Genomic DNA, 13,198 nt, shown 5'->3' on the forward strand with positions numbered 1-13,198 from the left:
ATGGCAAAAATGGCAGCAGCACTGCACATTCTGGTAAAAGAAGAGAAACTGGCTCAGGATCTGTTAGCCCAGCTGGCAGAAGGTGCCGATTTTGAGAAGCTGGCAAAGAAACACTCGACCTGTCCGTCAGGTAAGAAAGGGGGCCATTTAGGCGAGTTCAAACAAGGTGCAATGGTGCCGGCGTTCGATAAAGTGGTGTTCTCCTGCCCACTGATCGAGCCACAGGGCCCGTTGCATACCCAGTTCGGTTACCACATCATTAAGGTGTTGTACCGTAACTAATGAAAAAAGCGCCGTCAGGCGCTTTTTTTTCGGGCAGATCGTCGATCCGCCCCTGGAGGTACTGCGCGTCATTAACCTGCGACAGCGATACGCTTCATATCGGTCATGTAGCCACGCAGTTTACGGCCTACCGTTTCGATGTCGTGGTTGCGGATGGCTTCGTTCACATCACGCAGCTGCGCATTATCAACGGTGGTCGCAGTGTTCACTGCTTTACCCAGATCGCCAGCCTGCAGAGTGGTCATGAACTCCTTCAGCAGCGGTACTGCTGCGTAAGAGAACAGGTAGTTACCGTATTCTGCGGTATCAGAGATAACCACGTTCATTTCATACAGACGCTTACGTGCGATGGTGTTCGCAATCAGCGGCAGCTCGTGCAGTGATTCGTAGTAAGCAGACTCTTCGATGATGCCAGCAGCCACCATGGTTTCGAATGCCAGCTCAACGCCCGCTTTCACCATGGCAATCATCACAACGCCCTGGTCGAAGTAATCCTGCTCGGCAATTTTACCTTCAAACTGTGCAGCGGTTTCGAAGGCGGTTTTACCGGTCTCTTCACGCCAGCCCAGCAGGTTTTTGTCGTCGTTCGCCCAGTCAGCCATCATGCCGGAAGAGAACTCACCGGAGATGATGTCATCCATGTGCTTCTGGAACAGCGGTGCCATGATGGTTTTCAGCTGTTCAGACAGTGCGAAAGCACGCAGTTTTGCCGGGTTAGACAGGCGATCCATCATCAGAGTGATACCACCCTGCTTCAGTGCTTCAGTGATGGTTTCCCAGCCGAACTGAATCAGTTTTTCTGCATAAGGTGCATCGGTGCCTTCAGCGACCAGTTTGTCGAAGCACAGCAGTGAACCAGCCTGCAACATACCACACAGGATAGTCTGCTCACCCATCAGGTCAGATTTCACTTCCGCAACAAAGGAAGACTCCAGCACACCCGCACGGTGGCCACCGGTCGCTGCTGCCCAGGCTTTAGCAATCGCCATGCCTTCGCCTTTCGGGTCATTTTCCGGGTGAACTGCGATCAGCGTCGGTACGCCGAAACCACGTTTGTACTCTTCACGGACTTCAGTACCCGGACATTTCGGCGCTACCATCACAACGGTGATGTCTTTACGTACCTGCTCACCCACTTCAACGATGTTGAAGCCATGAGAGTAGCCCAGTGCAGCACCGTCTTTCATCAGCGGCTGAACAGCCTGAACAACAGAAGTGTGCTGTTTGTCCGGCGTCAGGTTAACCACCAGGTCTGCCTGCGGGATCAGTTCTTCGTAAGTACCCACTTTGAAGCCGTTTTCGGTCGCTTTACGCCATGAAGCACGTTTCTCAGCAATCGCTTCAGCACGCAGAGCATAGGCAATATCCAGGCCAGAGTCGCGCATGTTCAAACCCTGGTTCAGGCCCTGAGCACCACAACCAACGATGACGACTTTTTTGCCTTTCAGGTAGCTGGCTTCATCAGCGAATTCTTCGCGAGCCATAAAGCGGCATTTACCTAATTGCGCCAGCTGGTTGCGCAGGTTCAAAGTGTTGAAATAGTTAGCCATGGGGTACTCCGTATGAGGTTGTGTTCGCATTATTGTTTGTTGTCGGGGTAGGTTATTTCCTTACCCTCAATAGACCTTATCATATGACAGGAAATGCGTTGCTGAAATTGATATATTAACAACGTGACATTGCATATTTTGCAACATAAGAATGAGGCCTGACTCTGATGGATTTGCGTGACCTGAAATTGTTTCTACATCTGGCTGAAAGCCGCCATTTCGGACGCAGTGCGCGGGCGATGCATGTCAGTCCTTCCACGCTCTCACGCCAAATCCAGCGATTGGAAGAAGACCTTGGCCAGACGTTATTCTTGCGTGATAACCGCACTGTCACCCTGACCGATGCCGGAGAGCGCCTGCGTCAGTTTGCCCAGCAGACGCTGCTACAGTACCAGCAGATGCGGCACGCGATGGGCCAGAACGGCCCGTCACTCAGCGGTGAGATGAAAATGTTCTGCTCGGTGACGGCCGCTTACAGCCATCTGCCACCCATTCTCGATCGCTTTCGTGCCGAGCATCCGCTGGTCGAAATCAAACTCACCACGGGCGATGCTGCCGACGCGGTGGAAAAAGTGCAGTCTAACGAAGTGGATATTGCCATCGCCGGACGGCCGGAAACGCTGCCCACCAGCATCGGTTTTACCCCGCTGGGGTTAATCCCGCTGGTGTTAATCGCCCCGGCACTGCCCTGTCCGGTACGGGCTCAGGCGACGCAACCGCAACCCGACTGGGCGCAAATTCCGTTTATTCTCCCCGCTCAGGGCCCTTCGCGGCGGCGTATTGATCTCTGGTTCCGTCATCGTCATATCGCCAATCCTCAGATTTATGCGACGGTGTCCGGTCATGAAGCGATTGTGTCAATGGTCGCGCTGGGCTGTGGTATTGCCCTGCTGCCGGATGTGGTGCTGGAGAACAGCCCGGAACCGATACGCAATCGTATTCTGGAACTGGAAGATGTGGAGATGGTGGCGCCGTTTGAGTTAGGCGTTTGCGTACAAAAAAAGCGGCTCAGTGAGCCGCTTATTGATGCTTTCTGGAAATTGCTTTAACCGGCCAGGAAGAAACGGAAAGCCGGGTTATGCGTTTCGTCGTGGAAGTCATAACCCAGTGCCGCCAGATGCTCTTCAAACTTCGGTTCACTGTCGCTCAGTTCAAACGCCGCCAGCACGCGGCCATAGTCCGTGCCGTGGCTGCGATAATGGAACAGCGAGATATTCCAGTGGGTACCCAGTGTTTGCAGGAAACGAAGCAGCGCACCGGGTGCCTCCGGGAATTCAAAGCTGAACAGCTTTTCACGTAATGGCTTTGACGGACGCCCGCCCACCATATAACGCACGTGCAGCTTCGCCATTTCGTCATCGGAGAGATCCACCACCTTGTAACCCCCTTCTGACAACAGCGTCAGAATCTCCTCACGCTCGGATAATCCGCGCGTCAGTCGTACACCGACGAAAATACAGGCATCGTCTGCGTTGGCGTAACGGTAGTTGAATTCGGTGACCGAGCGGCCACCCAGCAGCTGACAGAAACGCAGGAAACTGCCCTGTTGCTCTGGGATCGTCACCGCCAGCAGTGCTTCGCGTTGTTCCCCCAGTTCACAGCGCTCTGATACATAACGCAAACCGTGGAAATTAACGTTTGCACCGGACAGCACATGCGCCAGGCGTTCACCCTGGATCTGGTGCTGCTGGATGTACTTCTTCATGCCGGCCAGCGCCAGTGCGCCCGAAGGCTCCGCCACAGCACGCACATCGTCAAACAGGTCTTTCATCGCGGCACAGATCGCATCACTGTCGACGGTAATGATGTCGTCAAGATACTCCTGGCAAAGACGGAAGGTTTCGCTGCCGATCCGCTTCACCGCCACCCCTTCGGCAAACAGCCCTACGCGTGGCAGATCGACCGGATGCCCGGCATCCAGCGCGGCTTTCAGACAGGCTGAATCGGCCGCTTCCACCGCAATCACTTTGATCTGCGGCATCAGTTGTTTGATCAACACCGCAACACCTGCCGCCAGCCCGCCGCCGCCCACCGGCACGAACACACGATCCAGATGCGCATCCTGTTGCAGCAGTTCCATCGCCAGCGTGCCTTGCCCGGCGATCACCATCGGATGGTCGAACGGTGGCACGAAGGTGTAACCCTGCTGCTCAGACAGCTCAATGGCTTTGGCTTTGGCCTCGTCAAAGTTGGCCCCAAACAGATAAACCTCACCGCCAAACGCCCGCACAGCATCCACTTTGATATCGGCCGTTGCCACTGGCATCACAATCAGAGACTTAATCCCCAGCTTGCTGGATGACAGCGCCACACCCTGCGCGTGGTTGCCGGCAGATGCTGTAATCACACCACAGGCTTTCTGCTCTGCGTTCAGCCCGGCGATCATCGCATAGGCGCCGCGCAGCTTGAAACTGTGGACCGGCTGGCGATCTTCGCGTTTCACCAGAATCGTATTACCGAGACGCGCGGAGATCTTTTCCATCTTCTGCAACGGGGTCACCTGTGCAGCTTCGTACACCGGCGCACGCAGCACGGCCCGCAGATACTCTGCGCCCGTGGGCTGGTCGGATAGCGGTTGAGATTCAGCCATGTTGGTTAGCCCCCCAGCTTACTCTTGTCACGGACGGCACCTTTATCGGCGCTGGTTGCCAGAGTGGCATAAGCGCGCAGTGCGAAGGAAACCTGACGCTCACGGCCGTGTGGCGTATAGGCCTGATCGCCACGAGCATCCTCTTCCAGACGACGGGCAGCCAGTTCATTCTCTGGTACCGCCAGTTGGATGCCACGATTCGGGATATCAATGTCGATGATATCGCCATCTTTGACCAGCGCGATGGTCCCGCCGCTGGCCGCTTCCGGTGAGGCATGACCGATTGAGAGACCGGAGGTACCGCCAGAGAAACGCCCATCGGTGATCAACGCACAGGCTTTACCGAGACCCATGGATTTCAGATAGGTGGTTGGGTAGAGCATTTCCTGCATACCCGGCCCCCCTTTTGGTCCTTCGTAGCGGATCACCACAACGTCACCAGCAACCACTTTGCCGCCAAGAATGGCAGAAACAGCATCATCCTGGCTTTCATACACTTTTGCCGGACCACTGAACACCAGGCTGCCTTCATCCACACCGGCTGTTTTCACAATACAGCCGTTTTCAGCAATGTTGCCATACAGTACGGCCAGACCACCGTCCTGACTGAAGGCGAACTCGCGTGAACGAATACAGCCTTCCTGGCGATCGTCATCTAACGTGTCCCAGCGAGTGTCCTGCGAGAACGCCTGCGTGGTACGAATACCTGCCGGGCCAGCGCGGAACATCTTTTTCACGGCTTCATCTTTGGTCAGCATGATGTCGTACTGATCCAGCGTTTCACGCAGGCTCAGTCCGAGGATATTACGTACGCTGTTGTCCAGCAATCCGGCACGGTCCAGTTCACCAAGGATGCCCAGTACGCCACCGGCACGGTGTACGTCTTCCATATGGTATTTTTGGGTACTTGGTGCCACTTTGCACAGGTGTGGAACCAGGCGGGACAGACGGTCGATGTCAGAGATATCGAAATCGATTTCGCCTTCCTGTGCGGCAGCCAGCAGATGCAGAACGGTGTTGGTTGAGCCGCCCATAGCAATATCCAGCGTGATGGCGTTTTCGAACGCCGCTTTGCTGGCAATACTGCGTGGCAGTGCGGTTTCATCATCCTGCTCGTAGTAACGCTTGGTCAGCGCAACGATACGGCGGCCCGCATTCAGGAACAGCTCTTTACGGTCAGCGTGCGTTGCCAGTAGCGAGCCGTTGCCCGGCTGTGACAGACCCAGCGCTTCGGTCAGGCAGTTCATCGAGTTGGCGGTGAACATACCGGAACAGGAGCCGCAGGTCGGACAGGCAGAACGTTCAATCTGGTCGCTCTCCGCATCGCTGACGTTCGGGTTAGCGCCCTGAATCATCGCATCGACGAGATCGAGTTTAATAATTTTGTCGGACAGTTTGGTCTTACCGGCTTCCATCGGACCGCCGGAGACGAAGATCACCGGAATGTTCAGGCGCAGTGACGCCATCAACATTCCCGGGGTGATTTTGTCACAGTTGGAAATACAGACCATGGCGTCAGCGCAGTGCGCATTGACCATGTACTCCACGGAGTCCGCAATCAACTCACGTGACGGCAGAGAATAGAGCATCCCGCCGTGGCCCATGGCGATACCATCATCCACCGCAATGGTATTGAACTCTTTCGCCACGCCGCCAGAAGCTTCGATCTCTTCAGCAACCAGTTTCCCCAAATCGCGCAGATGAACGTGACCCGGCACGAACTGCGTGAAGGAGTTAACCACCGCAATGATCGGCTTACCGAAATCATCATCGGTCATTCCTGTGGCGCGCCACAGGGCACGGGCACCGGCCATATTACGGCCGTGGGTGGTGGTGGCGGAACGATACTTAGGCATGCTCTTTACTCCAGAAATCAGATAGTGCGCGGGCATCAAATGATGCCCGCGAAAAGTATTTTTTGTTATGGGTTAACCGGATCCAACCAGCCCCATTTGTCTTCCGTTTCGCCAGTGAACAGACCAAAGAATGCAGACTGAATACGCTCGGTCACCGGACCACGCTTGCCTTCGCCAACCTGAATACCGTCGACGCTGCGTACCGGGGTGATTTCCGCTGCGGTGCCTGACATGAACACTTCGTCAGCCAGATACAGAGATTCACGAGACAGCACCTGCTCACGGACTTCAATACCCATATCCTGCGCCAGTTTGATGATGGCGTCACGAGTAATCCCAGGCAGAGCGGAAGAGGTGAACGGCGGCGTGAACAGGATGCCGTCTTTGACTTCAAACAGGTTCTCACCTGCACCTTCAGAGATGTAGCCCTGAGTATCCAGCGCGATGCCTTCCTGGTAACCGTGGCGGCGTGCTTCGCTACCGACCAGCAGAGAAGAAAGGTAGTTACCACCGGCTTTCGCTGCGGTTGGCAGCGTGTTAGGCGCGACACGGTTCCATGAAGACACCATGGCATCAATACCCTGCTCCAGCGCTTCAGCACCCAGGTAGGCGCCCCATGGGAAGGCCGCGATGATCACATCCGTTTCGTAGCCGTCCGGCGGGTTAACACCCAGACCAACGTCACCCACGAAGACTAATGGACGAATATAGGCGCTTTTAAGGTTGTTCTTGCGCAGTGTGGCGCGGCAGGCTTCCATCAACTCATCAACACTCAGGCTGACAGGGAAACGGTAGATTTTTGCAGAATCGCGCAGGCGCTGCATATGTTCACGATGGCGGAAGACTACTGGTCCTTTATGCGAGTCATAGCAACGTACGCCTTCAAACACTGAAGTGCCGTAGTGCAGTGCATGGGACATCACGCTGACCTTTGCGTCTTCCCATTTTACCATCTCGCCGTTGAACCAGATAAAGTCTGCTTTCTTCGTCATTCTTGTTTCCTTGCGCGCTTATGCGCGGATTTGTTGTGTTGTTTGTTGTTGGATCTGAACGCATGCAACGTCCATCAATTTACTTAACTGCGTTGACAGTAAATCGACAGAGCGCTGGCTGGCAACGGTCATCTCAATATTAATATTGTCAGTATTGACCAGCGACGCCATGTTCATTGAGCACACCTGGAAGCCACGGTGACGAACGACGCGCAAAATGCGTTCCAGTATTTCCGGGCGAAAGCGTGCTTCTATAGACAATTGATGCTGTTTCATGAAGTCTTCTCCATCATATTTTCGTTGCTGGCGCCCGGTGGTACCAGAGGCCAAACGTTCTCATGCTCATCAATCGCGACGTGGAGCATGTATGGCCCTTCACTGTGCAGCAAAGCGTCTAATGCGGCGTCGACCTGATCTTTACGGGTAATGCGCTGGCCAGGAATGCCAAATGCACTGGCCAGGATGAGAAAATCGGGGTTATCTGAAAGATTCGTTTCGCTGTAACGCTCTTCGAAGAACAACTGCTGCCACTGGCGTACCATCCCCAGGCGTTGGTTATCCATCAAAACGATTTTTACCGGCAGCTGTTTACGCTTAACGGTGCCCAGCTCCTGGACATTCATCATAAAGGAGCCATCTCCCGAGACGCAGATGACGGTGTCATCTGGACGGGCAACCTGCGCACCCACGGCTGCGGGCAGGCCGAAGCCCATCGTGCCCAGACCGCTGGAGGTGATGAAATTCTCCGGACGGTTAAAACTCATATGCTGTGCAGCCCACATCTGGTGCTGGCCCACATCGGTAGTCACTACCGCACTTTGCGGTTTACGATCTGATAACTGTTTTAAAAACAGCGGAGCAAAAATCGCCTCGCCGGGATGATCATAGCGCCAGCCATGATCGGCTTTCAGCGCTTTCACTTCATCACGCCATGCGCTGATGGATACTGGCTGATACAAATCAGGCAACAGCTTATTAAGATCGCCCTGTAAGCCAACATGTGCACGGCGCAGTTTATGCAGCTCGGCAGGGTCAATATCCAGATGGATCACACTGGCATGCGGCGCGAAGGTGTTGAGTTTTCCGGTGACGCGGTCATCAAAGCGCGCCCCGACAGCGATCAGCAGGTCACACTGCTGCACAGCCAGGTTGGCCGCTTTGGTACCGTGCATGCCCAGCATACCCAGGTAGCATTCGTCATCAGCATCCGGTGTGCCCAGACCTTTCAACGTTGCGACAGTGGGAATTCCCGTTTCTTTCGCAAAAGCACGCAACGCATGTACAGCATCAGCCATACCCACGCCACCGCCCACATACAGAATCGGCTTCTTCGCCAGCGCCAGCAGATTACGCGCCTGCTGTAATTCCGCGTGAGGATGTGCCATTTCCTGTTCAACTGGCAGCAGATGGGCGGCTAGATCGCCGCTCGCTAACTGGATATCCTTAGGAATATCAACCAGTACTGGGCCAGGCCGACCTGATTTCGCAATGGCAAAAGCTTCGGCCATCACCACCGGCAGTTCATCAAGGGATTCAACGAGGAAGCTGTGTTTGGTGCAGGCCAGCGACAGGCCGAGAACATCAATTTCCTGGAAAGCATCCGTCCCCATCACGGCAGAAGAGACCTGCCCGGTAATGGCGACGATAGGAACAGAGTCCAGCATGGCATCTGCCAGCCCGGTGATCAGATTGGTGGCACCCGGCCCGGAAGTGGCGATACAGACGCCGACTTTACCGGTTGCACGAGCAAAGCCGATAGCGGCCATCGCTGCACCCTGCTCGTGGCGGCACAGTAGGTGTTCGACACCGCCGTCATAGAGCGCGTCATAGACCGGCATGATTGCACCACCCGGGTAGCCGAAAACTGTTTCGACTCCCTGTGCACGCAAAGCTTGAACCACCCACTGAGCACCATTCATAGTTATTCCCCCGCCTCTCGCTGGGAACAACAGCATTTTATGCTACTGTTCATATTCTGTTCCTCTGTCGTTGATACCTTGGCAAAAAAAAACCCCCGGACCTTTCGGTGCGGGGGTTCTTTCGAAATCAGGCTTGATTTTTAAGCCTTTCTTTCTCCGAGCGTAGCCCCGCACGGCGTGATAATAATCACGACGACGCTAATGACGACTAGGCTAATGACTCGTAGAAGGGCTTTCATTTGAATTCTTTTAGTTCGCTTGTTCGAAGTAATGCCTACAGAGTTATCACAGTTATCAGCATTAATTCAACTTTTTTCATCACTTTATTTTATGACGGCCGACGCAAATCCAGAAAAAACTATTGTTATTCAGTTAATAAGGAAAAATTGAATTTTTTTCATCACTCACGGCGCGTGACTGCTTTATTTCCACATATTGAGAATGTGCGTGGCAGATCGCACGAAGATGTCTTCCGCTGTCGACCTGATGAAATTCATTACAGCGCAGCATACAAATCCCTGATGTCATCCTCGTCAGAGGGAAATCGACAGTGCACTGTAGTGAATACAAGGAGTATCTATGTCGCTATCTGTTGCCAATACCCGTGCCGCATTGGGCATTCAGGCGCCGCTGGTGTCTGTTGAAGTTCACCTGAGTAATGGCCTGCCCGCTTTGTCACTGGTCGGTCTGCCCGAAACGACAGTTAAAGAAGCCCGGGACCGGGTGCGCAGCGCCATCATCAACAGCGGTTTCACCTTTCCGGCAAAACGCATTACCGTCAACCTTGCCCCCGCCGATCTCCCGAAAGAAGGCGGCAGGTATGACTTGCCTATCGCTATAGCCATCCTGGCAGCTTCAGAGCAGATTCCTGCGGCGAAACTTGCCGGGTATGAGTTCCTCGGTGAGTTAGCCCTCAACGGCGCGCTACGTGGCGTACAGGGCTCAATTCCTGCAGCCGTTGCGGCACTCAATGCAGGAAGGCAACTCATCCTCTCAGCGGATAACCAAAATGATGTTGGCCTTATCCAGCACGGGAAAAGTTTAATCGCCAGCCATCTTCTTGAGGTCTGTGCTTTCCTGCATGGCAGAACGCAGCTTGAAGAAGCCCAGAGCAACGACCTGGTCTGCCTGCCGCACGTTACAGGGGATTTAAACGAGATTATCGGCCAGCAGCAGGCCAAGCGCGCACTGGAGGTAACAGCAGCCGGTGGGCACAACCTGCTCTTAATTGGCCCACCCGGTACGGGGAAGACGATGCTCGCCTCACGGTTGAACGGTCTGATGCCGCCTCTAAGCGATCGTGAGGCCCTGGAGAGTGCCAGCGTAGCCAGTCTGCTAGGCCGTGGCGATTTGCACCGTCAGTGGCGCCAGAGGCCGTTTCGTTCGCCTCATCACAGTTCATCTCTGTATGCACTTGTCGGCGGTGGTTCACTGCCTAAGCCCGGTGAGATTTCCCTTGCCCACAACGGCATACTGTTTCTTGATGAGCTTCCGGAGTTTGAACGCCGCGCATTGGATGCACTGCGTGAACCGCTTGAGTCGGGCGAGATCAGTATTTCTCGGGCACGTGCCAAAATCACCTATCCGGCACGCTTTCAGCTGATCGCCGCAATGAACCCCAGCCCAACCGGGCATTATAGCGGCCCACATAATCGAAGTTCACCCCAGCAGACATTACGTTATCTCAGCCGTCTGTCTGGCCCTTTTCTCGATCGTTTTGATCTCTCTCTTGAAGTGCCGTTACTACCACCAGGGATGTTGAGTACACAACAGGGTAATGGAGAGTCCAGTCAGCAGGTGCGTGAACGTGTGCTGGCCGCACGGGAACGCCAGATCAATCGCTGCGGCAAAGTGAATGCGGTAATGAACAACAACGATATCAAGGCATGCTGTACACTTACGCCTGAGGATGCTCAATGGCTGGAGCAAGTGCTGAACCAACTGGGGCTGTCAGTGCGGGCATGGCAACGTTTGCTGAAGGTGGCACGTACGATTGCCGATCTGGCAGGGGAGAACGAGGTTAGCAGGGAGCATTTAACGGAAGCCGTTAGTTACCGAGGGATCGACCGCCTGCTGATTCATCTGCATAACAGCCTGCAGTAGGGAAATGAAAAAGGGGCCGAAGCCCCTTTTTCTTAATCGTCACTATCCGTGTAGTCTTCAACGCCTTCCATCTGCGGCTTACCGCCGGACAGGGTATGGAAACGTTTAGGACGTTTAATTCGGGTCATATATTTTGACCAGACTTTTTCTGCCTCGGTTTGCGGCTCACGCACGCCCCGGCACACCTCAATGAACAGACGCTCTTCTTCCGTACCTGGCTCACGTTTTGCCAGGTCCAGTTCGTTGAAAGCGTAACCATAACGCTCAAGAAGTTGGGCTTCTTTGATGGTGAAATCACCGTGACGGGAGAACCCGCGAGGGTAATGTTTGTTATCAAAAAAACGATTCGTTGTTGCGAAGCTTTCCGCCATTTTACACGCTCCTAACTCATTTATGGCCGTGCTATTTATGGCGCGGAGTATTAGATAGGCTTGACAGAGTGTAAAACAAAACATTTAAATCATAACGACAAATGTTTTTTAGGAGATGGATGTGGATACGGAATTACTGAAAACCTTTCTTGAAGTGAGCAGAACTCGCCACTTTGGACGTGCCGCAGAAGCACTCTATCTCACGCAATCTGCTGTAAGTTTTCGCATCAGACAGCTTGAAAATCAGCTGGGAGTGAACCTTTTTACCCGCCATCGTAATAACATCAGACTGACGTCTGCAGGGGAGCGTTTGCTGCCCTATGCAGAGAGCCTGATGAGCACATGGCTGATGGCTAAGAAAGAGGTAGCGCACACTCAGCAACATCACGAGCTGTCGATCGGGGCCAGTGCTTCTCTGTGGGAGGCTTATCTGACACCCTGGCTGCAAACGCTGTATGAGAACCGTGAGAGCTTACATCTGGAAGCACGTGTTGCGCAGCGTCATTTGCTGGTTAAACAGCTACATGAGAGACAACTTGACCTGCTTATTACGACCGAAGCCCCCAAAATGGATGAGCTGACCAGTCAGCAAATTGGCCATATTTCACTGACTCTTTTCCGGTCAAAAAAATCCGAGAAAAAGGAGAAATATGATTACATTAAGTTGGAATGGGGTGCTGATTTTCATCAACATGAAAGTTATCTTGCCGGCGCTGATGATGTTCCGGTACTAACAACAACCTCAGCACATTTGGCCAGGCAACTGCTGCATACCACTGGGGCCTGTGCATTTTTACCGGATGTGTGGGGGAAAGAGTACAGCGATCTGCTAGTCATCCCTGATACCGCTGTCGCATCCAGACCGCTGTATGCGGTATGGCTACAAAACAGCGATCAGCAGGCATATATCCGACAACTCATTAAGTCTCCGGTCAATATAAGAGCATAAAGCGTATAAATAACCATCGAATCGGACCGGCTTGCTGGTCCTTTTTTATGCTTTTAAGATGATTGCAGGGGTAACATGGCAGGAATTTTAGACAAAAAAAATCCTTTGCCGAAGCAAAGGATTGTTTTTATTTGGCAGGGGCGGAGAGATTCGAACTCGCGACACCCGGTTTTGGAGACCGGTGCTCTACCAACTGAGCTACGCCCCTAAATTATGCTTAACATTATGCCTGCTAAATTTAGCAGGCATAATTTTTAATAATTGGCGGAACGGACGGGGCTCGAACCCGCGACCCCCTGCGTGACAGGCAGGTATTCTAACCAACTGAACTACCGCTCCACCGGTCCTTACACTCACATCAGAAAACGTCTGATACAAGTTTGTTCCTGTTATTTTCCTTGTCAGGGGAAAAGGAACTAATTTGATGCCTGGCAGTTCCCTACTCTCGCATGGGGAGACCCCACACTACCATCGGCGCTACGGCGTTTCACTTCTGAGTTCGGCATGGGGTCAGGTGGGACCACCGCGCTAAAGCCGCCAGGCAAATTCTTTGTGCTCTGTCCTGTGTCTTTTGTGCTCTGACTGC

12 protein-coding genes, 2 tRNA genes and 1 rRNA gene are annotated in these 13,198 nt (G+C 53.7%); 4 read left to right on the plus strand and 11 right to left on the minus strand.

The genetic code is table 11. The annotated features are described in order from the left end of the window. The gene (ppiC, locus tag LJN55_RS22200) at positions 1-282 is read left to right on the plus strand and encodes a peptidylprolyl isomerase PpiC (protein WP_133846875.1); all 282 of its coding nucleotides are present in this window, start codon (positions 1-3) and stop codon (positions 280-282) included. Positions 283-353: 71 nt separating this feature from the next. On the opposite strand, the gene ilvC is transcribed toward ppiC, so the two are convergent. Continuing rightward, complete coding sequence (gene ilvC, locus LJN55_RS22205; protein WP_133846876.1) at positions 354-1,832, minus strand: ketol-acid reductoisomerase; 1,479 nt, start codon at positions 1,830-1,832, stop codon at positions 354-356. Positions 1,833-1,999: 167 nt separating this feature from the next. On the opposite strand from ilvC, the gene ilvY reads away from it, so the two are divergent. After that, positions 2,000-2,881, plus strand: coding sequence for an HTH-type transcriptional activator IlvY (gene ilvY / locus LJN55_RS22210; RefSeq protein WP_133846877.1), 882 nt, complete (start codon positions 2,000-2,002; stop codon positions 2,879-2,881). Here the strand turns inward: ilvY and ilvA are convergent. The 6 genes from ilvA to ilvL form a co-directional block, all read right to left on the minus strand. Beyond that, on the minus strand, positions 2,878-4,422 hold the full coding sequence (ilvA, locus tag LJN55_RS22215) for a threonine ammonia-lyase, biosynthetic (RefSeq protein WP_133846878.1): 1,545 nt from the start codon (positions 4,420-4,422) through the stop codon (positions 2,878-2,880). The genes ilvY and ilvA overlap by 4 nt on opposite strands. A gap of 5 nt (positions 4,423-4,427) precedes the next feature. After that, on the minus strand, positions 4,428-6,278 hold the full coding sequence (gene ilvD / locus LJN55_RS22220) for a dihydroxy-acid dehydratase (RefSeq protein ID WP_133846879.1): 1,851 nt from the start codon (positions 6,276-6,278) through the stop codon (positions 4,428-4,430). Positions 6,279-6,343: 65 nt separating this feature from the next. Beyond that, a complete protein-coding gene (locus LJN55_RS22225; protein WP_133846880.1) occupies positions 6,344-7,270 on the minus strand; it encodes a branched-chain amino acid transaminase in 927 nt (308 codons plus the stop codon). A gap of 18 nt (positions 7,271-7,288) precedes the next feature. Beyond that, a complete protein-coding gene (gene ilvM / locus LJN55_RS22230; RefSeq protein WP_133846881.1) occupies positions 7,289-7,546 on the minus strand; it encodes an acetolactate synthase 2 small subunit in 258 nt (85 codons plus the stop codon). Further along, positions 7,543-9,189 (minus strand): acetolactate synthase 2 catalytic subunit, encoded by a 1,647-nt coding sequence (gene ilvG / locus LJN55_RS22235; RefSeq protein ID WP_227535311.1) that lies wholly within the window; start codon positions 9,187-9,189, stop codon positions 7,543-7,545. The genes ilvM and ilvG overlap by 4 nt, the downstream gene beginning before the upstream one ends. A 140-nt stretch (positions 9,190-9,329) precedes the next feature. Further along, on the minus strand, positions 9,330-9,428 hold the full coding sequence (ilvL, locus tag LJN55_RS22240; protein ID WP_105595116.1) for an ilv operon leader peptide: 99 nt from the start codon (positions 9,426-9,428) through the stop codon (positions 9,330-9,332). A 340-nt stretch (positions 9,429-9,768) separates the two neighbouring features. On the opposite strand from ilvL, the gene LJN55_RS22245 reads away from it, so the two are divergent. After that, positions 9,769-11,292, plus strand: coding sequence for a YifB family Mg chelatase-like AAA ATPase (locus LJN55_RS22245; protein ID WP_227535313.1), 1,524 nt, complete (start codon positions 9,769-9,771; stop codon positions 11,290-11,292). Positions 11,293-11,324: 32 nt separating this feature from the next. On the opposite strand, the gene LJN55_RS22250 is transcribed toward LJN55_RS22245, so the two are convergent. Beyond that, positions 11,325-11,663, minus strand: a complete 339-nt coding sequence (locus LJN55_RS22250; RefSeq protein WP_062749119.1) for a DUF413 domain-containing protein — start codon at positions 11,661-11,663, stop codon at positions 11,325-11,327. A 121-nt stretch (positions 11,664-11,784) separates the two neighbouring features. On the opposite strand from LJN55_RS22250, the gene hdfR reads away from it, so the two are divergent. Then, positions 11,785-12,612 carry an HTH-type transcriptional regulator HdfR gene (gene hdfR / locus LJN55_RS22255; RefSeq protein WP_133846884.1) on the plus strand — a complete coding sequence of 276 codons (828 nt, stop codon included), beginning with the start codon at positions 11,785-11,787 and terminating at the stop codon, positions 12,610-12,612. A gap of 132 nt (positions 12,613-12,744) precedes the next feature. Here the strand turns inward: hdfR and LJN55_RS22260 are convergent. From LJN55_RS22260 to rrf, 3 genes are all read right to left on the minus strand, one after another. Then, positions 12,745-12,820, minus strand: a tRNA-Trp gene (locus LJN55_RS22260). A 54-nt stretch (positions 12,821-12,874) separates the two neighbouring features. Then, a tRNA-Asp gene (locus LJN55_RS22265) sits at positions 12,875-12,951 on the minus strand. An 87-nt stretch (positions 12,952-13,038) separates the two neighbouring features. Then, positions 13,039-13,154, minus strand: a 5S ribosomal RNA gene (rrf, locus tag LJN55_RS22270). Between the last annotated feature and the right edge of the window lie 44 nt (positions 13,155-13,198).

Source organism: Erwinia rhapontici (genome assembly GCF_020683125.1).
GTDB classification, from domain to species: Bacteria; Pseudomonadota; Gammaproteobacteria; order Enterobacterales; family Enterobacteriaceae; genus Erwinia; species Erwinia rhapontici.

Excerpts from the sequence above, each read along its gene's own strand:
- ppiC (WP_133846875.1), top strand. The coding sequence starts at position 1 with ATGGCAAAAATGGCAGCAGCACTGCACATTCTGGTAAAAGAAGAGAAA.
- ilvC (WP_133846876.1), bottom strand. The coding sequence starts at position 1,832 with ATGGCTAACTATTTCAACACTTTGAACCTGCGCAACCAGCTGGCGCAA.
- ilvY (WP_133846877.1), top strand. The coding sequence starts at position 2,000 with ATGGATTTGCGTGACCTGAAATTGTTTCTACATCTGGCTGAAAGCCGC.
- ilvA (WP_133846878.1), bottom strand. The coding sequence starts at position 4,422 with ATGGCTGAATCTCAACCGCTATCCGACCAGCCCACGGGCGCAGAGTAT.
- ilvD (WP_133846879.1), bottom strand. The coding sequence starts at position 6,278 with ATGCCTAAGTATCGTTCCGCCACCACCACCCACGGCCGTAATATGGCC.
- LJN55_RS22225 (WP_133846880.1), bottom strand. The coding sequence starts at position 7,270 with ATGACGAAGAAAGCAGACTTTATCTGGTTCAACGGCGAGATGGTAAAA.
- ilvM (WP_133846881.1), bottom strand. The coding sequence starts at position 7,546 with ATGAAACAGCATCAATTGTCTATAGAAGCACGCTTTCGCCCGGAAATA.
- ilvG (WP_227535311.1), bottom strand. The coding sequence starts at position 9,189 with ATGAATGGTGCTCAGTGGGTGGTTCAAGCTTTGCGTGCACAGGGAGTC.
- ilvL (WP_105595116.1), bottom strand. The coding sequence starts at position 9,428 with ATGAAAGCCCTTCTACGAGTCATTAGCCTAGTCGTCATTAGCGTCGTC.
- LJN55_RS22245 (WP_227535313.1), top strand. The coding sequence starts at position 9,769 with ATGTCGCTATCTGTTGCCAATACCCGTGCCGCATTGGGCATTCAGGCG.
- LJN55_RS22250 (WP_062749119.1), bottom strand. The coding sequence starts at position 11,663 with ATGGCGGAAAGCTTCGCAACAACGAATCGTTTTTTTGATAACAAACAT.